Below are 20,854 nucleotides of genomic sequence, written 5' to 3' on the forward strand. Positions count from 1 at the left end.
GTCCGGGGTGAGCGGAATGGGTTGCAGTTCATGTTCAAAGGGACCAGAGGGCCTTCGCGCCCGCGGCAAGGCCGTCGCGCACGGCGGTATCGGCGTCGATGACGGTGGGGGCGATGCCGGCGGCGGCAAGGGCGTCCTTGTAGAGTGCGCCGAGCCCGCCGGACACGACGAGCGTGACGGGCGTGCCCTCGGCGACGAGGGAGAGGGCTCCGGCGATCTCCAGCCCGATCAGCGTGCCGGAAAGGCGTGCCTTGGCATCCACCGGCGAAAGCCCCGCGATCAGCGAGCCGGCGCGCACGGAGAAGATCTGGCTCGTTGCAAGCGCCGGATTGGCCACCATGCGCACGACTGCGGCGCGGAAGGCGGCGTTGTCGCCGGCAATCGCCCCGGCCTCGGCGATGGCGTGGCTGAGGATCGTGTTCCTGGCGATCGCCTCGAACAGCTCACCGGTCATGAAGGTGGAGAACCCCGCGACCTTTCCGCCGGAAAGGCGCACCCACTTGCTGTGCGTGCCGGGCATGCAGACGAGGTGGTCGCCTTCGCCGAGCGCGGCGGCGGCGCCGAGAAGCTGGGTCTCCTCGCCGCGCATGACATCGGGCGCGGCCGCGTCGCGCTGGGCAAGGCCGGGCAGGATGCGGATGTCAGCGGAAGCGCCGGGAATGCGCACGGCGGCGGCGGGAATGTCGGCAAGCGCGGCGGGCGTATCGAGATAGCCGGCCTCGACCCAGCCCTGTTTGGCCCCGGCCATGCCGCAGATCAGCACCGGCAGGCCGGCGGGTGCCGAGACGGCGGCAAGGTGGCTTTGCAGCACCTCGGCAAAGCCGGTGCGGGCGGCGGTCGTCATGCCTTCGCCGCTGCGGCGCTCGGCGAGCACGTCGCCGTCCTTGCCGATGAGCCAGAGGCGGAAGCTGGAGGTCCCCCAGTCGACCGCGACATAAGCGGGTTCGGGTGTGGTCATCAGAGCATGCCTCCGTCGACGATGAGCGTTTGTGCGGTTATGGCGCCGGAGGCCTCCGACGCCAGGAAAAGGCAGGGGCCGACCATGTCGTCGGCGATGAGCGAGCGTTTCAGGCACTGGCGGGCGATGCCGCCGGCCACCGCCGCCTCGTCGATCCACAGGCGCTTCTGCCGCTCGGTCAGCACCATGCCGGGCAGGATGGCGTTGACGCGGATATTGTCCGGCCCGAGCCGACCGGCGAGCGACTTGGTAAGGCCGACAATGCCGGCCTTGGCGGTGGAATAGCCGGGAAACTCGCCCATGTTGAGCAGGAAGGCGATGGAGGAGAAATTGACGATCGCCCCGCCGCCGGCTGCCCGCATATGCGGTGCGGCGGCCTGGGCGGCGAAGAAGTGGTGGCGCAGGTTCACCGCCTGGTTCTCGTCCCAATAGTCGGGCTCCACGGTCTCCAGATCGTGCCGGTCGTCGCGCGCCGCATTGTTGACGAGCACGCTGAGGCCACCGAGCACAGCGGCCGCTTCATCGACCGCCCGGCGCAGCGCATCGATGTCACGCAGGTCCGTCCGTATATAATGGGGCAGGTGCCCGACCGCGCCTTCGAGTTCCGAGACCAGGTTGCGGCTCTCCACCTCGGCAATGTCGAGAAAGGCGACGCGGGCGCCGGCAGCGGCAAACCCCCTGACCAGCGCCGCGCCGATGCCCGAGCCGCCGCCGGTGACGAGCACGCCCTGTCCTGCAAGGTCCGGATAACGCCCTGTCATCGATGGTCTCCAGAAAATTCCATTATTTGGAACTGAGTTTGATTATTCGGAATTATTTCGTTACCATGGCAGCCTGTCAAGGGACGAGCGGGGATGTGGCAATGGCGAACGAGCGGGACGAGGAGGGGGGCACCGGCACGCTCGGCAAGGCGATGGCCGTCCTGGAGACCGTGGCGCTCGCCGAGCGCCCGATGCGTTTCACCGACGTGCTCGCCGTCAGCGGGCAGCCGCGCGGCACGCTGCACCGGCAGCTCTCCCATCTGGTGCAGGAGGGGTTGCTGGAGCTGCGTCCCGACCATGCCTATGTGCCGGGCCTGCGCCTCTTGAAGCTCGCTTCCGCCAGCTGGGCGCGCAACGAGTTCCGCGCCGTCGCCGCGCCCTTCCTCGAGGCGCTGCACCGGCAGACCGGCGAGACCGTGCATCTCGGCGTCCTGCGCGGGCGGGAGATCATCTATCTCGACAAGGTGGAGAGCCGGCAGGCCGTGCGCATGAACTCGCAGATCGGCAATGCCTCGCCGGCCTATTGCACCGGCGTCGGCAAGGCGGCGCTCGCCGCGCTGGATGCCGAGGCGCTCGACGCCCTCCTGTCCGGCCTGGAGTTCCGCCGGTTCACGCCGCAGACGATCACCAGCCGGGCGGCGCTGCTCGACGAGCTGGCGCAGATCCGTTTGAGCGGCATCGCCTTCGACCGGGAGGAGCACGAACCGGGCATCCGCTGCGTCGCCGCCCCGGTCTTCGACGCCGGCCGCGCGCTCGTCGCCGGCGTTTCCGTGACGGGGCCGGCCTATCGCGTCGGTGAGGCGCAGCTCGACGACTGGGCGCCGCGCGTGCGGCATGCGGCCGGCGCCATCATGGCGGAATTGTCGGCCCGCCTCGGTCCGCAACGGTAAGTCGAGAGGCAAGGTCCGTAAATGATGGCATGGTTGTCTTATGGCGCCATTTTACGGTAAATTAGAAAATCGCGCTGGACGTGGAGTTGGGGCATCATTAGCTTCCCTCACGACCAGCTCACGAGTTGCGTCGCTCGCCGCGGACTTGAGGCGCGGTTCATCGAACATACTTGCATTGGGATACGGGGGTTCCTGGAGCAAGCAGTGCATTGTGACGGCATTTTTGCCGCACGGGCGCGTGCGTGCTGAAGGAAGATGGATATGGCGGATCGATTTCATACGGCGTCTGCGCGGTTCCGGCATCGGCGGGACCCGGATCCGGCGACGCTGGGCTCGCAGGAGGACGTCGCCGAGACGCTGGACAGCCTGACCAAGCACTACGGCCTTCGCGGCTACCTCCTGATCAACGTCCCGTCGGAAACCTCGACCGACTTCTCCTCCAACGTGCTGCTGACGTCCTGGCCGGACGAGATGCTCAAGACATACGACCATGCCGGCCTGATCTTCGGCAGCCCCGTCATCGAGCGCCTGCGCCAGAGCACCAACCCCTTCACCTATGATGCGGACCGCACGAACCGGCGCAGGGCCGATGGCAAGGCGGCGATCGCGGCGAGCCTCTTCGAACGGCACGGCCTGTCGCGCGGGGCCTATTTCCCGGCCCACAATTCGGTGGGCCTGCGCGGCGCGCTGGCCTTCGGCGGCACGCGCGACGTGCTCAATCCGCGTGAGATGGCCGAACTCAACGCGGTCGCGAACCTCATCTTCACCGAAGTCGTCGAGCTGCGCGCCGGCCGCCGGCAGAACGTTTCGCTCTCGCGCCGCGAGATCGAGTGCCTGTCCTGGGCCTCGGCCGGCAAGACGAGCGTGGAAATGTCTGAAATCCTCGGCCTTTCGGAATATACGGTCAATCATTATCTCAACCGGGCGACGCGCAAGCTCGATGCCGTCAACCGGGTCCAGGCGGTCGCCAAGGCGATTCGCGCTGGGCTTTTGAACTGATGCATAAAAAAACCTTGCGACTTTCTGGAATGCGTGCGGTTCCGCTCCAAATGCCCAAGGCTAAGAACAAAATTGCGGGGGACCATGACGGCTGACGAAACGAGCAGCACCGACAACCAGCTACGGGACGAAGGCAGCGAGATCGCCGCTCTCGAAACGCAGTTCGACATCGTGCGCTATATGCGGCGCAAGTGCGAGGAATACGGGCTCAAATTTTTCATCGTCTTCAACCTGCCGGGCTTCGAGGCGGAGAAGCTGTCGGCCTATTCCATCGTCAGCAACTGGCCGCAGGAAATCCTCGGAAAATACGATGCGCTACGCATGGTTCGCCACAGCGCCGGCATCCGTAAGCTGCGGCTTACCACCGTGCCGTTCTCCTATGACATGCGGGAATGGATCGGCGAATCCTCCGAGCAGCTGGATTTCACCGAGCTGGTGGGCGCGATGACCAGCCACGGCATGCTGGCCGGCCACTTTTTCCCCGTGCACGATGCGCTCGGCAACCGCGGCGCCGTCGTCTGGGGCGGCGAGAGCCCGACGCTCGGCCGCGACGAGCGGCTGATGCTGCAGATGATCTCCGTCCACCTCTTCAACCGGCTCGCGGAGATCGGCGCGGCCTGGAAATCCGGCCAGGTCGTGCTCACCGAGCGCGAGATCCAGTGCCTCAGCTGGACCGCGGCGGGCAAGACCAGCCTGGAGATCGCCGAAATCCTCGGCCTGTCCGAGCATACGGTGAACCACTACCTCAACCAGGTCACGCGCAAGCTGGAGGCGGTCAACCGCACCCAGGCCGTGGTCAAGGCCATCCGCCGCGGGCTGATCGCCTGAGCGGGAGCCGGGGCTTTCGGTCGCGGGCGAAAACGTTTGGCGAGCGCCTTTCCGTGCACTATCTACGGAAAAAAGGGCCGCGGCCTGATGCCGCGACGGGTCGATCGAGGGTTTCATGACGGATGTAAGCAAGGAACAGGTGCTGGAACGGCTGCGCACGGTGCGCGGCCCGGACATGGATGGCAACATCGTCGACCTCGGCCTCGTCTCGGATGTCTTCATCTCCGACGGCAAAGCCTATTTCTCGATCACCGTGCCGGCCGAGCGCGCCCGCGAGCTCGACCCGATGCGCGCCGCCGCCGAGCGCGTCGTCAAGGAAATCCCCGGCATCAAGGCCGCCATGGTGGCGCTGACGGCGGACAAGCGCGCCGCTTCCGGCCCGGCCGCCGCCCGCGCGCCGACCCCGCCGCCCCCCGGCCGCGGCGATGCGCACGGCCATGCCGGCCATGCCCATGCCGCGCCCGGCCAGCCGCCGCAGCGCGCGAAGTCCGGCATTCCCGGCGTCGGCGCCATCATCGCCGTTGCGTCGGGCAAGGGGGGCGTCGGAAAATCCACCACCTCCGTCAACCTCGCCCTGGCGCTGAAGGCGAACGGCCTTCGCGTCGGCATCCTCGACGCCGATATCTACGGCCCGTCCATGCCGCGGCTCCTGAAGATCTCCGGCCGGCCGCAGCAGCTCGAAGGCCGCACGATCAAGCCGATGGAGAACTACGGCATCAAGGTCATGTCCATGGGCTTCCTCGTCGACGAGGAGGTGGCGATGATCTGGCGCGGGCCGATGATCCAGTCGGCGCTGATGCAGATGCTGCGCGAGGTCGCCTGGGGCGAGCTCGACGTGCTCGTCGTCGACATGCCGCCGGGCACGGGCGATGCGCAGCTCACCATGGCCCAGCAGGTGCCGCTCGCCGGCGCCGTCATCGTCTCCACCCCGCAGGACCTTGCCCTCATCGATGCGCGCAAGGGCCTCAACATGTTCTCGAAGGTCGAGGTGCCGGTGCTCGGCATCGTCGAGAACATGAGCTATTTCATCGCGCCCGACACCGGCAACCGCTATGACATCTTCGGCCATGGCGGCGCGCGCAAGGAGGCCGAGCGCATCGGCGTGCCGTTCCTCGGCGAGGTGCCGCTGACCATGGATATCCGCGAGACCTCCGATGCCGGCACGCCCGTCGTCGTTTCCAATCCGGATGGCGCGGCGGCGAAGACCTATCGCGCGATCGCCACGCGCGTCTGGCAGGAACTCCAGGCGATCGAGGGCAAGGGCGCGCGCGGCGCGCCGGCGATCGTCTTCGAATAGCCGAACCTTTCGCGCCCCGGCGCGTTGCCCGCCATGGCCTTGCTTTTTATGTTGCGCCGCGCAATATGCGCGGCCGACCGCTGAAGCGTGGCGTCCAGTCAGGAGTGTGAGCGATGGTCCTTCCCGGAGCCATTCGCCGGTGATCACGGTTTTCCGCCCCAACGGCGAGGCGCGCGCCCTGCCGGCAGAAACCGATTCTGCGGCCGCCGAGGCCCTTGCCGGCGCCGTCTGGGTCGATCTGCTCGAACCCACCCGCAACGACGAGGCCGTGATCGAGCGGGTCCTGTCGATCGACGTGCCGACGCGCGACGAACTGAAGGACATCGAGCCGTCGAGCCGGCTCTATACGGACGGCAACGCGGCCTACATGACGGCTTCGCTGATGGTGAAGGCGGAAAGCGACCTGCCGCACCTGACCGACGTCGCCTTCATCCTCACGCCGGACCGGCTGCTGACGGTGCGCTATGCCGAGCCGCGCTCCTTCTCCCTGTTCAAGAGCGCGATGCACCGCATTCCGGGCGGCTGCGGCACGCCCATCGTGATGATCACGCGGCTTCTGGAAACCATCGCCGACCGCACCGCCGAAATCCTCGAGATCGCGGTTTCACGCGCCGACAAGCTCTCGCTCGAAGTGTTCGGCGACAAGCGGCATCTGAGCCGCCGCCCGCCGCGCTATCTGGAAGACCGCGTCGTGCAGGTCTCCGCGCTCCACCGCCTTGTCGCCAAGACGCGTGACAGCCTGATGTCGCTCTCGCGTGTCCTGACCTTCCTGCATGGCCTGCCGGCGCTGCAGTCCGATCGCGAGAGCCTGGAGCTCTGCCGCACGGTGACGCGGGACGTGCAGTCGCTCTCCGAGCACGCCAATTTCGTCGCCGGTAACATCACCTTCCTGCTCGATGCCTCGCTCGGCCTCATCAACCTCGAGCAGAACGCCATCATCAAGATCTTCTCGATCGCCTCCGTCGTGCTGCTGCCGCCGACGCTGATCGCATCGACCTACGGCATGAACTTCGAGTTCATGCCGGAACTGCACATCCCCGCGGCTTATCCGCTGACGCTGGCCGCCATGGTGCTGTCGGCGATCCTCCCCTTTTTCTTCTTCCGCTGGAAAGGCTGGCTCTAGGCCTGATCGTCCCATGCAAGCACATGCCGCCGGCGCTCCGCATTCCCGCAGCAGGGCGCGCACGCTGTTCCTTCTCGCGCTCGGCTCCGTCGGCGTCGTCTATGGCGACATCGGCACGAGCCCGCTCTATGCCCTGCGCGAGGCGCTGCGCCCGGTCGCCGGCGACGGTCTCGTGCGCGAGGAGGTCGTCGGCCTCATCTCGCTGATGATCTGGACGCTGACGGTCATCGTCACGCTGAAATACGTGCTCTTCCTGCTGCGCGCCGACAACCACGGCGAGGGCGGCACGCTCTCCCTGCTGGCGCTTCTCACGAAGACCGCGGGCCGGCATGCCACCGTGCTCTTCTTCATGGGGGCGGCCGGCGCGGCGCTCTTCATCGGCGATGCGATGATCACGCCGGCGCTGTCCGTCCTTTCCGCCGTCGAGGGCCTGAAGCTCGTGACGCCGACGCTCGACGACTATATCGTGCCGATCTCCGTCGTCATCCTCGTCATGCTGTTTGCCGTGCAGTCCTGGGGCACGGCCGCCGTGTCGAAGTTCTTCGGCCCGATCACCGCCCTCTGGTTCATCGTCATGGGCCTCGGCGGCATCAGCCATATCAGCGACGACCTCGGCATCCTGGCCGCCTTCAACCCGTATTATGCCGTGCTGTTCATGTATAACGAAGGCTATGTCGGCCTCGTCGTGCTGGGGGCGGTCTTCCTGACGGTGACGGGGGCGGAGGCGCTCTATGCGGACCTCGGCCATTTCGGCCGGCGGCCGATCCAGTGGGCCTGGTTCTGCCTGGTCTTCCCGGCGTTGACGCTGAACTATCTCGGCCAGGGCGCGCTGGTGCTTTCCCATCCCGAGACGATCGCCAATCCGTTCTTCCTGATGTTCCCGAAATGGGCGCTGCTGCCGGTCGTCATCCTTGCGACCTTCGCAACGATCATCGCCAGCCAGGCGGTCATCACCGGCGCCTTCTCGCTGACGCGCCAGGCGATCCATCTCGGTTTCCTGCCGCGCATGGAGATCTTCCACACGTCCGAGACCCAGACCGGCCAGATCTATCTGCCGGGCGTCAACACGGTGCTGCTCTTCGGCGTCATGCTGCTCGTCTTCATTTTCGGTTCCTCGGAAGCGCTGGCGACCGCCTACGGCATTTCCGTCACCGGGGCGATGGTGGTGACGACCGTGCTTGCCTTCGAGTTCCTGCGCAGGCGCTGGCGCTGGACGCCGCTTGCCGCCGCCGCGGCGCTGCTGCCGCTCTTCCTGCTCGAGCTCACCTTCCTCGGCGCGAACCTGCTCAAGGTGGTCGACGGCGGTTATGTGCCGGTCATGATCGCCGGCGCCGTCGTCGTCCTGATGTGGACCTGGACCCGCGGCACGAGGATCCTGCGCGAAAAGACCCGGCGCATCGAGGTGCCGCTGCCCGCCTTCGTCAAGTCCGTGGAAAGGCCCGGCGCGCATGCCCCGGTGCAGGTCACCGGCACGGCGATCTTCCTCACCAGCGATCCGGACTTCGCCCCCGCCGCGCTGCTGCACAACATCAAGCACAACCACGTCCTGCACGAGCGCAACTTCATCCTGACGATCAAGACCGCCAACACGCCGCGCGTCGCTCCGGCCCAGCGGTTCTCGGTCGAGAAGATCTCGGAGCGGTTCTCGCGCATCGAGATGCATTTCGGCTTCATGGAGACGCAGAACGTTTCCCAGGCGCTCGGCCTGATGCGCAAGGCGGGGCACAGGTTCGACATCATGTCGACCTCGTTCTATCTCGGCCGCCGCAAGCTGGTGCCCGACGCCGAATCGGGCATGCCCATGTGGCAGGACCGGCTTTTCATCGCGCTCGCTAACATCGCCACCGACCCGTCCGACTATTTCCGCCTGCCGACCAACCGCGTAGTCGAGCTCGGCTCGCATGTCGTGATCTGACGAAAACGTGAAGGGGAGGTGAACGCCTCCCCGAAAGCCGTTTATCAGCATTAACCAACCATCAAGGTTAATGCTTCATTTTACCCTGACAACGAGCCGCTTCGGGCCCGTGCTTCGGCGCGGAAGGGCTCCCATACAGTCAGTTTCGGGCAGGAGGACACGCCATCGACAATGGCGGCGCGCCTGCGCATGCGTGCGGAGTAAGAAGTTGCGTAAGCGTAGCATTCGTCATGCGGCGGCCGGCCGCTTCCTCGCCTATCTGAAGCGGGAGTGGAAAATCCCCCTGGCCGCCGGCCTCGGCCTCGTCGCCACCTTTCCGACGCCGGCCGCCCATACGGACCTTGCCACCTATCTCGCCGGCCTCAACCGCAAGGGCGGCAACCAGACCATGGTGCTGACCCGCTCGCCCGCCGGCTCGATCCACGAGGTCGAGATCGCCTTCGCCGACGCCATGACGACCGGAGGCATCGAAAGCGGCGCGGGCGTGGAGCTGCCGGGCGGCGTCACGGCGGCGCTGCGCAGCGAGCACAAGGGCAAGGGCGGCATTCCCGACGAGGACCGCGTCAACCGCCGCGACAAGAAGGGCCGCATCGTCGCCGTCCTGCCGGTGACGCCGCCGAAGGGCTTTGCCGCCGGCTCGATTCTCGATCGCACCAGCTTCCTGCTCTCGCCCGCCTTCGACACCGGCCAGCGCATGGCCTTCGCCAAGCCGCAGATCAAGGGCAAGGAAATCGAGATCGCCACCGCCTTCTACAAGAAGGAGCCGGTGCGCAGGAATCCCGGCGTCTCGCCCGTCATCGCAAGCCTCGTCACCAATGACAATGCCGACGTGCTGGCGACCGCCTATGCCCGCGTCGAGCCGGATTACGCCCGGGAATCGCCCTTCGATTCGATCCTCAAGCCGAAGACGGAACTCGGCCGCTTCGTGCCCGATATCTCGCCGGACGATCACGCCTGGGCGGCCACGCCGCTGCCGGCGGAGGTCTTCACCGCCAAGGAGCAGAAGTGCCTTGCCGAAGGCATCTATTTCGAGGCGCGCGGCGAGGAGCTGAAGGGCCAGGCCGCCGTCGCGCAGGTCATTCTCAACCGCGTGCGCAACCCCGCCTATCCGAAGACCATCTGCGGCGTCGTCTACCAGAACGAAAACTGGCGCAACCGCTGCCAGTTCTCCTTCGCCTGCGACCGCATTCCCGACCTGATCCTCTCGCCCTGGCACTGGAAGACCGCCAAGGAGATCGCCATGGCGGTCACCGCCGGAAAGATCTGGTTCGACGACGTCGGCTCGTCCACCCACTACCACGCGACCTATGTGAACCCGCCCTGGGGCCGTACGATGAAGCGGGTGGCCAAGATCGGCAAGCACATCTTCTACCGCACCTATGGCGGCGGCTGGAGCTGAGGAGCGCTGAGGGGCGGGGCGGGGTGAGTCCGCGCCACAGCCTTCGCGATTCCCGGGACGATCGGTCGCGCCTGATGCGTGATTCCGGCTAATCTATTGATTTATTTCATAATATTTGCTGCTGCGCAAAGCTTCGCCATGCCTTGACTATGCCGGCACCTAAAACTATGTTGCGCCCGACTTCGAAAGGGGTCGGATATGGCTTGAATCCTAGCCTTCAATATGTCCGCAATGGGGCGAAAGCGCCGCGGAACGAAACGGGAGAACGCCATGGCCGACGAACAGAAGAAAAGTCTGGAAGACCGGCTGAAGCGCCTGGATGCGGAACTCGCGGAACGGCGCAAGGACGACGGGGCGGATAGAGCCGCCGAGGCACGGGCATCGGAGAGCCGCAAGGGCTACGCGGTGGCCATGAAGCTCTCGAGCGAGTTCGTCGCTGCTGTCATCGTCGGGGCGCTTCTGGGCTATCTTTTGGACCATTTTGCAGGTACAGGGCCGTGGGGGATGATCGTTCTTCTGCTCCTCGGCTTCGGTGCCGGCGTTCTGAACGTCATGCGCGCGGCTGGCATGGTGGCATCGCCCCATCCGGTCGACAGGCTGGCGGGGCGAGAGCCCGGCAAGGCCGGCAGCGGGCGGGACGAGACCAAACCGAAGGACGGCGCCTGACGGCGCGGTCCCATTCATGGGTGACTTCCGCCGCAAGGCGGGCAAGCGAGAGAGATAGACGGTGGCAAACGATCCGACCCATCAGTTCCTGGTCAACAAGATTGTTCCGATCGAAATCGGCGGCATCGATTTCTCGTTCACCAACGCCTCGCTCTTCATGGTCGCCACCGTCGCGGCCGCCGCAGGCTTCCTCTACTTCACGACCGGCCAGCGCGGCCTCGTTCCGAGCCGCATGCAGTCGGTCTCGGAAATGTCCTACGAGTTCATCGCCTCGATGCTCCGGGAAGGGGCGGGCAGCCACGGGATGAAGTTCTTCCCGCTGGTCTTCTCGCTCTTCATGTTCGTGCTGACGGCGAACCTGCTCGGCATGGTGCCCTATTTCTTCACGGTCACCAGCCAGATCATCGTCACCTTCGCCCTGGCCATCCTCGTCATCGGCACGGTGGTCGTCTACGGTTTCTACAAGCACGGCTTCGGCTTCCTGAAGCTCTTCGTGCCATCCGGCGTTCCCGGCGCGCTGCTGCCGCTGGTCGTCTCGATCGAGGTCATCTCGTTCCTCTCGCGTCCGATCAGCCTGTCGATCCGTCTCTTCGCCAACATGCTGGCGGGTCACATCACGCTGAAGGTCTTCGCCGGCTTCGTCACCTCGCTCGGCGCGCTCGGCGCCGTCGGTGTCGCCGGTGCGATCCTGCCCCTTCTCATGACCGTCGCCCTGACCGGTCTCGAATTCCTCGTGTCGTTCCTGCAGGCCTACGTCTTCGCAGTTCTGACATGCATGTACCTCAACGATGCCGTGCATCCGGGTGGTCACTAAGGAAACAGTCGTCGGCGCCCTCGGGCGTCGCTCATAAGCCGCAACAACCCATTCAAGGAGTTCAACATGGAAGCGGAAGCAGCAAAGTTCATCGGCGCAGGTCTTGCCACGTTCGGTCTCGCCGGCACGGCTCTCGGCCTCGGCAACATCTTCGGCAACTACCTGGCCGGCGCTCTGCGCAACCCGTCTGCTGCTGACAGCCAGTTCGGCCGTCTCGTATTCGGCTTCGCCGTTACGGAAGCTCTGGGCATCTTCTCGCTGCTCATCGCTCTCCTCCTCCTCTTCGCCGTCTGATATCGGCCGAGGACTGGACCATGGCCTCCGGGCCGTGGTCCATCGTACGTTCCGTACAAGATCTGAGAGTGCCCCCTGGAGGTGAGCATGTCCGTGACCCCGGCATCGGCCGAGTCCACCCCTTTCGAAATCGCCCAGGCGGAAACCCCTGCGACGTCGCATGAGACGGATACGCATGCGGCCCAGCCGGCAGGCGAAGTGCACACCGAAACGGGTGTGGCCCATGGCGACGAGCACGCCACCGGCGTTTTCCCGCCCTTCGACCAGACCACGTTCGCATCGCAGCTCCTGTGGCTGGCGATCACCTTCGGTCTGTTCTACCTTCTCATGTCGAAGGTCGTCATTCCGCGCATCGGCGGCATCCTCGAGACGCGCCATGACCGTATCGCGCAGGACCTCGACGAAGCCTCCCGCCTGAAGGCGGAAGCCGACGCCGCGATTGCGTCCTACGAGCAGGACCTTGCCAGCGCCCGCGCCAAGGGCAATGCGATCGCCTCGACCGCCCGCGACGAAGCCAAGGCCAAGGCCGACGCCGAGCGCGCCAAGATCGAAGCCTCGCTGCAGGACAAGATCGCCGGTGCCGAGACCCGCATCGCCGAGATCAAGGCCAAGGCCCTTGCCGATGTCGGCTCGATCGCCGAGGAAACCACGGCAGCCCTCGTCGAGCAGCTCATCGGCGCCAAGGCCACCAAGGCCGAGATCGCTTCCGCCGTGAAGACGGCCGCAGGCGAATAAGGAGGACACCATGGCATTCGACGCAACATTCTATGCCTTTGTCGGCCTTCTCCTGTTCCTCGCCCTCATCGCCTACCTCAAGGTTCCGGGCATGATGGCAAAGGGTCTCGACGCCCGCGCGGAGAAGATCCAGAACGAGCTGGCGGAAGCCAAGCGTCTTCGCGAGGAGGCCCAGCACCTGCTCGCCGAATACCAGCGCAAGCGCAAGGATGCCGAGGCGGAAGCCGCCAGCATCGTCGCCGCCGCTGAACGCGAGGCCAGCGCCCTGACGGCCGAGGCCAAGCAGAAGACCGAGGAATACGTCACCCGCCGCACGGCGCTCTCCGAGCAGAAGATCCGTCAGGCCGAGGCCGACGCGATCAACGCCGTGCGCGCCGCCGCCGTCGACCTCGCCGTCGCCGCCGCCGAGAAGGTCATCGCCACCAAGGCCGATGCCGCCACCGGCAAGGCGCTGTTCGACAACGCCATCGGCGAAGTGAAGGCCCGCCTCAACTGAGGCCGCCCGCACGATCGATCTGAAAAAGGCCGGAGCGATCCGGCCTTTTTCGTTGTGCCTATGCCATGACAAGGCGTGTCATGTGCTGGTCCGATACGCCTCGCCGATCTCGCGCTCGGTGAGAATGCGGTCGATCAGGCCCCATTCCAGCGCTTCCTCGGCCGTCATGAAGCGGTCGCGGTCCATGGCCTGTTCGAACTCCTCGTAGCTGCGCCCGCAATGGCGGGCATAGAGCCGCGTCATGCGCTGCTTGGTCTTCAGGATCTCCTCGGCGTGGATGAGCATGTCCGATGCCTGGCCCTGGAAGCCGCCGGAGGGCTGGTGGACGAGGATGCTGGCATTGGGCAGGGCGGCCCGCATGCCGGGCGCGCCGGCCATCAGCAGGAACGAGCCCATCGAGCGGGCCGTGCCCATGCAGAGCGTGTGAACGGGCGCGCGGATGTAGCGCATCGTGTCGTACATGGCAAAGCCGCTGGTGACCATGCCGCCGGGGGAGTTGATGTAGAGCTGGATCGGCTTCTGCGGGCTCTCGGCCTCCAGGAACAGTAGCTGTGCGCAGACGAGCGCGGAGACGGTGTCGTTCACCTCGCCGTTGAGGAAGATGATCCTCTCGCGCAGCAGGCGGGAATAGATGTCGAAGGAGCGTTCGCCCCGGCTGGATTGCTCGACGACCATAGGGACGAGTTGCATCGTTTCGCGCATGGGCGAACTCCTGTCTTCCGGATTGTTTCGGGGAGGGGTGGGTTAGGTCAGGCGGCGCGCATCAGCGTGCGCCCGTTGCCATTGTCGTTGATGGGCCGCGGCACGACGCGCGCATCCGCAAGGCCATGGACGATCCGGAGCGTGGTGCCGCCCTGCCCGTTGGGACGGAGCTGGAACGCCACGAGGCTTTCGAGATGGGGCGGCTCATCGTCCCGCAGCCTGTAGCGGATTTCCTTGCCGGGCGCGGTCAGGACCGGCTCGGCGTCGGCGAGCGCGCCGCCCGGCAGCCATCTTTCGCGAAAGGCGGGAATGCTGATCGCCCGCCAGACCTTTTCGGTCGGTGCGTCGAGCTCATATTCGAGCACGAGATCCGTCGCCTGCTCGGCCTGCCTGTCGCTCATTGGTCCATGTCCTTCAGCAAATCCTTCAGGGCGTCGATCCGCGCCGGCCAGTAGGCCCGATATTTCGCGAGCCATCCGGCAATGCGCGCCAGCCCGTCCGGGTCGACCTTGTAATTGATGAACCGTCCCTGCCGCTCCTCGCGCACCAGCCGCGCCTGGCGCAGCACCGCCAGATGCTGGGACATGGCGGGCTGGCTGATCTCCATGCCCTCGCGCAGCGCGCTGGCATTCATCGCGCCGTCCGCCAGCTTCTCGAAGATCGCGCGGCGCGTGGGATCGGCAAGCGCCTTGAATATCTCGTTCTCGATCATGGGAATGAGATAAGCATACACTTATCTGATTTGCAAGGACCCGGTCGTGCAGGCAGGCGGGAGCCGTCCCCCCGGGCTCAGTCCTGCCGGAGCGGGCGGAAGCTCATGCGGTGCAGCCGGCAGGGGCCGATATCCGTGATGGCCCTGCGGTGCACTTCGGTGGCGTAGCCGGCATGGATGGCGAATCCGTAGCCGGGATAGGTGTCCTCGGCGCGGGCCATCATGCGGTCGCGCATCACCTTGGCGACGATGGAGGCGGCGGCGATGGAGAGCGAGCGGGCATCGCCCTTGACGACGGCGCGGCCCTCGCAGGCAAGGCCGGGCGGCACGTCGCGGCCATCGGCCAGCACGAGTTTCGGTGCGATCTCCAGGCCCGCGACGGCGCGGCGCATGGCATCGAGGCTCGCCTTGCGGATGTCGATGGCATCGATGCGGCGCGACGAGCTGGAGGCGACGGAGACGAAGGCCGACTGCAGGATCAGGGTGAACAGCGCCTCGCGCCTGGCGGCATTGAGCTGCTTGGAATCGTTGAGGCCGCCGGGGATGTTGTCCGGGTCGAGCACCACGGCGGCGGCGACGACCGGACCTGCCAGGGGGCCGCGCCCGGCCTCGTCCGTGCCGGCCACCGGCCAGATGCCACGCTTCAGGGCCGCGGCTTCCATCTGGAAATCCGGCCCCTCGGGCAGGTCGAAAAGAAGGCGGGAATCGGAGGATGCGGTACGGGACATGCGGCGAACCTCGCACATCCATCCGATTCCCTGCAAGCCCTCCGGCAGGAGGCGGACGCCGGAGGAGCGCCGGTATGCCCCGGGGAAAGGCAGACCGGAAGAAGAGGCCGGGCGCGGGCGCCCGGCGGGGTTTCGTTTTCGCAGCTCTCCGGTTCGGACCGAACAGGATGCGCTGGATTTCCCGGTGCCGTCAGTCCTTTCGGGAAAGCCGGATCCGCTTTCCCCTGACAAATCGGCCGGGCGAGGCGCGAGGCCCCTCCCGCCTTACAGCAGCGAAAGTTGCACGCCGCTGCCCGAGGGCGGCACGAATTGGTCGCAGGCAAGGCTGCGGCGGGTGCGGGTCAGCTCCAGCCGCTTGGCCGCCATCTCGAAGCGGCGGGCGATCTGCCAGGCATAGGGACCTGCGCCCTTCATGCGCTTGCCGAATTCGGCGTCGTAATCCTTGCCGCCGCGCATGGAGCGCACCAGCGACATGACATGGCGGTAGCGGTCCGGGTAGTGGCGCAGCAGCCAGTCGCGGAAGAGGGGGCTCACCTCCAGCGGCAGGCGGAGCAGCACATAGCTCGCCTCCAGCGCGCCGGCGGCCTTGCCCGAATCGAGCACGCGCTCGATCTCGTGGTCGTTGAGGCCGGGAATGATCGGCGCCATCATGATGGCGACGGGAATGCCGGCCTGCGAGAGCGTGCGGATGGCCTCCAGCCGGCGCGGCGGGGTCGCGGCGCGCGGCTCCATGGTGCGGGCGAGCTTGCGGTCGAGCGTGGTGACGGAAAGCCCGACCCAGGCGAGGCCCCGCGCCGCCATGCGCGCAAGGATGTCGATGTCGCGCAGCACGAGCGCCGACTTGGTGACGATCGAGACCGGATGGTTTGCCGCGTCCAGCACCTCGAGGATCTGCCGCATGATGCGCCATTCCTTCTCGATCGGCTGGTACGGATCGGTATTGGTGCCGATCGCGATGACGCGCGGCTTGTAGCCGGGCTTGGAGAGCTCGCGTTCCAGCAGCTTCGGCGCGTCCGGCTTGGCAAACAGCCGTGCCTCGAAATCGAGGCCGGCGGACAGGCCCATGAAGGCATGGGTCGGCCGGGCGAAGCAGTAGATGCAGCCGTGCTCGCAGCCGCGATAGGGATTGATCGAGCGGTCGAAGGGAATGTCGGGCGATTCGTTGCGCGTGATGATGGTGCGCGGCTTTTCCACCTGCACCTCGGTTCTGAAGGGCGGCAGTTCCTCCAGCGTCTGCCAGCCGTCATCGACCGTCTCGCGCGTCACCGGCTCGAAGCGGCCGGTGAAGTTGAGGCCCGCGCCCCGGCCGCGCCGGCGCTCGCTGTCGACGCGCATGCCCGTCTCGGCCATCAGCGCTTCGGCAATGTCTTTCGCGTGGCCGGGCGCAAGCGCGCCCTGCCTCAGGCTGGCCAGATCGTTCATGAGTGTCTCCGCCGGGGGCAGGCCCCGATTCAATGATTATATTCCTATCGCGCAAATGAGAACAATGCAAGAACAAATTTCGGGGCGCCGCTAACCATGCCGCCTAACCATGCGGGAAACTTCGCGGGTTCCCGCGGTGGAAATCGATGCTGCAATGCGGTATGGGAGGACATGCTGACCATCATCATGGAATGCCGGGACAATGAGGCCGAGCTTGCGCAGACATTGTCGGCGCTGGTTTCCGGCGCCGTCGAGGGCATCGTGCGCGACGTGATCGTGCTCGACCACGGCTCGCGCGACGGTTCCTCCAAGGTGGCGGACGCCGCCGGTTGCCGCTTCCTGACGAGCTGGGACATGAAGGACGTGGTGCGTTCGGCCCGCGGCGACTGGCTGCTGCTGCTGGAGCCGGGCGCCCGGCCGCTGTCGGGCTGGGTGGATGCCGTCGTCGACCATGTGTCGGTCAACCGCAACCCCGCACGGTTCCTCGGCTCGCGCAGCCATCGCCGGCCGTTCTTCCAGCGCCTTGCGCGCCGTCGCGTGCCGCTGGAGCAGGGCTACCTCGTCAGCAAGCGCCAGGCCTCGGCCGCGGTGCGCACCGGCATGACGCTCGCCGACATCGCGACGGGCGCCGGCGTGCGCCGGCTGGCCGTGGAGCTGGTGCCCGCCTGGGCCGTGAAGGCCATGCGGGCGGGGATCGATTGAGCCAGGACGGGACATCGTTGCGGAACACGCCGTCGGTGACGGATAGCTCGATTGCGAAATCGGCGTCGGCATCGATGTCGCGCCACTCCCCCGGAAGGGAGCGGGTCAGCCGGCGGTGCGCTTCAGGTGCTCGTCGAGCCGCGGCATGATTTCCACGAAGTTGCAGGGCATGTGGCGATAGTCGAGCTGCGCCTTCAGGATGCCGTCCCAGGCGTCCTTGCAGGCGCCGGGCGAACCCGGCAGCGCGAAGATGAAGGTGGCGTTGAGGACGCCGCCGGTCGCGCGCGACTGGATCGTCGAGGTGCCGATCTTGTCGTAGGAGATGCGATGGAAGACCTCGGAAAAGCCGTCCATGCGCTTTTCGAACAGCGGCTCCAGCGCCTCCGGCGTCACGTCGCGGCCGGTAAATCCCGTGCCGCCCGTGGTGATGACCACGTCCACCGCGTCGTCGCGCGTCCAGGTTTCCACCCTGGCGCGGATCGCGGCCACGTCGTCCGTCACGATGGCGCGGTCGGCAAGGCGGTGCCCGGCCTCCCTGATGCGCGCGACCAGCGTATCGCCGGACCGGTCGGTGTCGAGGGTGCGCGTGTCGGAGACGGTGAGCACGGCGATGCCGACCGGGATGAAGGGCCTCGTCTCGTCAATATGCGCCATCGTCGGCTCCTTTGCCTTGCGCTTCCAGCGTGCGCGTGGCGGTGAAAAACCAGTGCGGATGCCGGCGGGAGAGCGCCGCCGCCGCGGTCTCGGCAGCCGCGTCCGTATCGTATAGCGCAAAGCAGGTCGCGCCGGAACCGGACATGCGCACGAGGCCGGCGCCGGTGGCCGCAAGGCTTTCGGAGATCGCGGCGATCTCGGGGCAGAGCCGGCGGGCAGGGGGCTCCAGGTCGTTGCGCAGGCGCGCAAGCGCTTCCGCCCAGCCGGCGGCGCCCGCAAGGGCGAGCGGCGGGTTGTGCCGGGAGGCAAGCGCCTGGAAGACGGCCGGCGTCGAAACGCCGACGAGCGGATTGGCCAGCACGATGGGAAGGGCCGGCAGGGCGACGGGGGTGATCGCCTCGCCGACGCCGCGCGCGCGCAGCGGGCGGCTGGCAAGGCACATCGGCACGTCGGCGCCGAGGCCGAGGGCAAGCGCATCCAGCCCGTCGGCGGGCAGCTCCGCGCGCCACAGCGAGATGAGGCCGCGCAGCGTCGCGGCGGCATCCGCCGAGCCGCCGCCGATGCCGGAGGCGACGGGCAGGTTCTTTTCGAGATGGATGTGCACGGGCGGGGCCGCCTGCCCGGTCGGGGCGAGCGCCGCGCGCAGCCGGTCGCGCGCGCGGGTGACGAGGTTGTCGGCCTCGGCCGAAAGCGCTCCGCAGAAGCGGCCGGTGAGGGTGAAGCGGTCCTCGGCCGCCGGCGCAAGGCCGATGCGGTCGCCGAAGGCGGTGAAGGTCACGAGGCTGTCGAGGAGGTGGTAACCATCCTCGCGCCGGCCGGTGACGGCGAGCGCGAGGTTGATCTTGGCCGGGGCCGGCTCGACGACCGCGAACCCCGACAGGGCGTCGGCGTCAGCCATGCGGCGTCAGGACTTGCGGTCGGCCGCCGTGCCCTCGGGCGAGGGGTTCTGCACCGGCTTTTCGTCCTTGGCTTCCGCGGAGGCCGGCTCGGTCTTCTCCAGTTCCGGCAGGCCGTTTTCGATCTTCAGCTTGATCTTCGGGATTTCCGCCTCTTCCGGCTTCAGGCCGAGCGCGCGGTTCCACTGGAAGGTGGCTTCCAGCTTGCGGCCGACGCGCCAGTAGGCATCCCCGAGATGGTCGTTGATCGTCGGGTCGCCCGCCTTCAGCTCCGCCGCCCGCTCCAGTTCCGCCACGGCGTCGGAGAAGCGGTTGAGGCGATAGTAGGCCCAGCCGAGCGAATCGACGATATAGCCATCGTCCGGCTTGATGCTGACGGCCCGGCGGATCATGTCCAGGCCCTCGTCGAGGTTCATGTTCATGTCCACCCAGGAATAGCCGAGGTAGTTCAGCACCTGCGGCTGTTCCGGGTTCAGCTCCAGCGCCTTGCGGAAGTTCGGTTCGGCCTTCTCCCATTCCTTCAGCCGCTCATAGGCGATGGCGCGCTGGAAGAAGATGCTCCAGTGGTTGCGTGTCGGGACCGGGCCGATGGCGGCGACCGCGCGGTCGTAGAGACTGGCCATCTCCTTGTAGTCCTTGGCGTCCGACAGCACGCTGCCGAGCGCAAGATAGGAGCGCAGGTCCGCCGGATCGGCCTCGATCAGTTCCTGCAGGTGCTTCTTCGCCTCGGGAACCTTGCCCGTATCGGCAAGGTTGAGACCGAGCTGCAGCTCGGAAATGCGCCGCATCGGCGACTTTTCCGGCACGGCGCGGTAATATTCGATCGCCCGCTCCGGCTTCTTCTGGTTCTCCGCCAGCCCGCCGAGCAGCACCAGCATGTCGTCGCTGTCCGGGTCGAGCGCGCGGGCGGCCTGCAGGTAGAGCGAGACGATGTCCTCCGCGCCGTCGCGGTTGAGCGCGCCGCCGATCGAGAAGAGCACGGCGGCGGCGCCCTGCGCGGCGTTGCGCACCTGCTGCTCCTGCTTCTCTCCGGCCTCGATGCTCTGGCGCAGCGCTTTGAGCGGCGCATAGCTGGTGATGAAGTTGTCGCCGACCGAGATGGCGTCGAGCGCCTTCTGCTTGTTGCCCTCATGGGCCTCGAGGCGGGCAAGCGCCATCACGGCGCGGATGAAGGTGTCGGGCGCGGCGCTCGCGCCGTTGCGGTCGAGGATGGCGTCGTTGAGGCGCGCGCGCGCCGTTGCCTTGTCGCCGGCCGCCGCGGCCAGCGCCCCGGCATGGTAGTTCTTGAAGATGGCGAGCCAGTCCGGCCCCTCCATGCCGCCGATCAGCTTCAGCGCTTCCTTCGACTTGCCGTCGCCGAACTTGGCCCAGGCGAGCAGGAGGTCGTTCATCATGCGGTCGAGATCGTTCGGCCCCCTGTAGACGAGGATCTTCTCGGCGCTCTTGTATTCGCGCTTGCGGATCGCCTCCATGCCGCGCACCACGGCGGTGATGCGCTCGACGGCGGGATCGTTGCGCAGCGCATCGGCAAGCTTCACGCCCTCCTCGAAATCGCCGTTCATCAGCTGCGTCACCATCAGGCGCTGCTTGACGTCCTTGTTGGTGGGGTCGAACTGCAGGGCGATCTTGTAGAGCGCGACGGCGGTCTCGTATTCCTTGTCGAAATCGGCCGTGCGGGCGGCGAGGAAGGCGCCGGAGAAGGTGTTGACGCTCAACGGATCGAACGGCCTTTCCTCTGCGGCCGCGGCTGCCGGCTTTTCCTCCGCATATGCCGCCAGAGGGCCGGCCAGGGTACCGGCAAGCGCGATGCTGGCCGCGATCGCCACGCCGGAGAGAAGCCGAAGGAGAAGGGAATGCCGCATC

At 66.7% G+C, this 20,854-nt stretch carries 23 protein-coding genes; 13 read left to right on the top strand and 10 right to left on the bottom strand.

Annotated elements, in window-relative coordinates:
- Positions 1–34: 34 nt before the first annotated feature.
- Together AABQ55_RS07605 and AABQ55_RS07610 are read right to left on the bottom strand one after the other, a co-directional pair.
- Positions 35–958, bottom strand: a complete 924-nt coding sequence (locus AABQ55_RS07605) for a 2-dehydro-3-deoxygalactonokinase (protein WP_272804595.1) — start codon at positions 956–958, stop codon at positions 35–37.
- Positions 958–1,719 (bottom strand): SDR family NAD(P)-dependent oxidoreductase, encoded by a 762-nt coding sequence (locus AABQ55_RS07610; protein ID WP_272804596.1) that lies wholly within the window; start codon positions 1,717–1,719, stop codon positions 958–960. The genes AABQ55_RS07605 and AABQ55_RS07610 overlap by 1 nt, the downstream gene beginning before the upstream one ends.
- A gap of 101 nt (positions 1,720–1,820) precedes the next feature.
- Between AABQ55_RS07610 and AABQ55_RS07615 the strand changes: the two genes are divergently transcribed.
- The 12 genes from AABQ55_RS07615 (at position 1,821) to AABQ55_RS07670 (ending at position 13,175) form a co-directional block, all read left to right on the top strand.
- Positions 1,821–2,609: an IclR family transcriptional regulator gene (locus AABQ55_RS07615; RefSeq protein WP_272804597.1), complete on the top strand. Its 789-nt coding sequence runs from the start codon at positions 1,821–1,823 to the stop codon at positions 2,607–2,609.
- 261 nt (positions 2,610–2,870) lie between these two features.
- Positions 2,871–3,608, top strand: coding sequence for a helix-turn-helix transcriptional regulator (locus AABQ55_RS07620; protein ID WP_272804598.1), 738 nt, complete (start codon positions 2,871–2,873; stop codon positions 3,606–3,608).
- 84 nt (positions 3,609–3,692) lie between these two features.
- Complete coding sequence (locus AABQ55_RS07625) at positions 3,693–4,436, top strand: helix-turn-helix transcriptional regulator (RefSeq protein ID WP_244767879.1); 744 nt, start codon at positions 3,693–3,695, stop codon at positions 4,434–4,436.
- Between the two features lie 115 nt (positions 4,437–4,551).
- The gene (locus tag AABQ55_RS07630; protein ID WP_244767878.1) at positions 4,552–5,733 is read left to right on the top strand and encodes an Mrp/NBP35 family ATP-binding protein; all 1,182 of its coding nucleotides are present in this window, start codon (positions 4,552–4,554) and stop codon (positions 5,731–5,733) included.
- A gap of 139 nt (positions 5,734–5,872) precedes the next feature.
- On the top strand, positions 5,873–6,856 hold the full coding sequence (locus AABQ55_RS07635) for a magnesium transporter CorA family protein (RefSeq protein WP_284220291.1): 984 nt from the start codon (positions 5,873–5,875) through the stop codon (positions 6,854–6,856).
- A 13-nt stretch (positions 6,857–6,869) separates the two neighbouring features.
- Complete coding sequence (locus tag AABQ55_RS07640) at positions 6,870–8,771, top strand: potassium transporter Kup (protein WP_272804599.1); 1,902 nt, start codon at positions 6,870–6,872, stop codon at positions 8,769–8,771.
- Between the two features lie 223 nt (positions 8,772–8,994).
- Positions 8,995–10,170, top strand: a complete 1,176-nt coding sequence (locus AABQ55_RS07645; protein WP_443021142.1) for a cell wall hydrolase — start codon at positions 8,995–8,997, stop codon at positions 10,168–10,170.
- Between the two features lie 270 nt (positions 10,171–10,440).
- Positions 10,441–10,836, top strand: a complete 396-nt coding sequence (locus tag AABQ55_RS07650) for an AtpZ/AtpI family protein (protein ID WP_244767876.1) — start codon at positions 10,441–10,443, stop codon at positions 10,834–10,836.
- 61 nt (positions 10,837–10,897) lie between these two features.
- Positions 10,898–11,650, top strand: a complete 753-nt coding sequence (locus tag AABQ55_RS07655; RefSeq protein WP_244767875.1) for a F0F1 ATP synthase subunit A — start codon at positions 10,898–10,900, stop codon at positions 11,648–11,650.
- 66 nt (positions 11,651–11,716) lie between these two features.
- Positions 11,717–11,944 (top strand): F0F1 ATP synthase subunit C, encoded by a 228-nt coding sequence (locus tag AABQ55_RS07660; protein WP_024270186.1) that lies wholly within the window; start codon positions 11,717–11,719, stop codon positions 11,942–11,944.
- Positions 11,945–12,031: 87 nt separating this feature from the next.
- Positions 12,032–12,679: a F0F1 ATP synthase subunit B gene (locus tag AABQ55_RS07665; protein ID WP_244767874.1), complete on the top strand. Its 648-nt coding sequence runs from the start codon at positions 12,032–12,034 to the stop codon at positions 12,677–12,679.
- A 10-nt stretch (positions 12,680–12,689) separates the two neighbouring features.
- Positions 12,690–13,175 (top strand): F0F1 ATP synthase subunit B, encoded by a 486-nt coding sequence (locus AABQ55_RS07670; RefSeq protein WP_244767873.1) that lies wholly within the window; start codon positions 12,690–12,692, stop codon positions 13,173–13,175.
- 78 nt (positions 13,176–13,253) lie between these two features.
- Here AABQ55_RS07670 and AABQ55_RS07675 read toward each other — a convergent pair whose 3' ends face one another.
- The 5 genes from AABQ55_RS07675 to AABQ55_RS07695 form a co-directional block, all read right to left on the bottom strand.
- Positions 13,254–13,877, bottom strand: coding sequence for an ATP-dependent Clp protease proteolytic subunit (locus AABQ55_RS07675; RefSeq protein WP_272804600.1), 624 nt, complete (start codon positions 13,875–13,877; stop codon positions 13,254–13,256).
- A gap of 47 nt (positions 13,878–13,924) precedes the next feature.
- On the bottom strand, positions 13,925–14,278 hold the full coding sequence (locus AABQ55_RS07680) for an SRPBCC family protein (protein WP_272804601.1): 354 nt from the start codon (positions 14,276–14,278) through the stop codon (positions 13,925–13,927).
- Positions 14,275–14,589, bottom strand: a complete 315-nt coding sequence (locus AABQ55_RS07685) for an ArsR/SmtB family transcription factor (protein ID WP_272807409.1) — start codon at positions 14,587–14,589, stop codon at positions 14,275–14,277. The genes AABQ55_RS07680 and AABQ55_RS07685 overlap by 4 nt, the downstream gene beginning before the upstream one ends.
- 77 nt (positions 14,590–14,666) lie before the next feature.
- Positions 14,667–15,335: a ribonuclease HII gene (locus AABQ55_RS07690; RefSeq protein ID WP_272804602.1), complete on the bottom strand. Its 669-nt coding sequence runs from the start codon at positions 15,333–15,335 to the stop codon at positions 14,667–14,669.
- Positions 15,336–15,581: 246 nt separating this feature from the next.
- A complete protein-coding gene (locus tag AABQ55_RS07695) occupies positions 15,582–16,739 on the bottom strand; it encodes a PA0069 family radical SAM protein (protein ID WP_272804603.1) in 1,158 nt (385 codons plus the stop codon).
- A gap of 171 nt (positions 16,740–16,910) precedes the next feature.
- On the opposite strand from AABQ55_RS07695, the gene AABQ55_RS07700 reads away from it, so the two are divergent.
- The gene (locus AABQ55_RS07700) at positions 16,911–17,441 is read left to right on the top strand and encodes a glycosyl transferase (RefSeq protein WP_272804604.1); all 531 of its coding nucleotides are present in this window, start codon (positions 16,911–16,913) and stop codon (positions 17,439–17,441) included.
- 105 nt (positions 17,442–17,546) lie between these two features.
- Here the strand turns inward: AABQ55_RS07700 and moaB are convergent, their stop codons facing one another.
- The 3 genes from moaB to AABQ55_RS07715 are packed head-to-tail and all read right to left on the bottom strand — an operon-like array spanning position 17,547 to position 20,853.
- On the bottom strand, positions 17,547–18,095 hold the full coding sequence (moaB, locus tag AABQ55_RS07705; protein WP_272804605.1) for a molybdenum cofactor biosynthesis protein B: 549 nt from the start codon (positions 18,093–18,095) through the stop codon (positions 17,547–17,549).
- Positions 18,082–18,993 carry a 4-(cytidine 5'-diphospho)-2-C-methyl-D-erythritol kinase gene (locus tag AABQ55_RS07710; RefSeq protein ID WP_272804606.1) on the bottom strand — a complete coding sequence of 304 codons (912 nt, stop codon included), beginning with the start codon at positions 18,991–18,993 and terminating at the stop codon, positions 18,082–18,084. The genes moaB and AABQ55_RS07710 overlap by 14 nt, the downstream gene beginning before the upstream one ends.
- A gap of 6 nt (positions 18,994–18,999) precedes the next feature.
- Complete coding sequence (locus AABQ55_RS07715) at positions 19,000–20,853, bottom strand: tetratricopeptide repeat protein (RefSeq protein WP_244767866.1); 1,854 nt, start codon at positions 20,851–20,853, stop codon at positions 19,000–19,002.
- Position 20,854: the final 1 nt, after the last annotated feature.

Origin of the sequence: Shinella sp. WSD5-1 (assembly GCF_963942435.1) — a bacterium.
Taxonomy (GTDB): Bacteria; Pseudomonadota; Alphaproteobacteria; order Rhizobiales; family Rhizobiaceae; genus Shinella; species Shinella yambaruensis.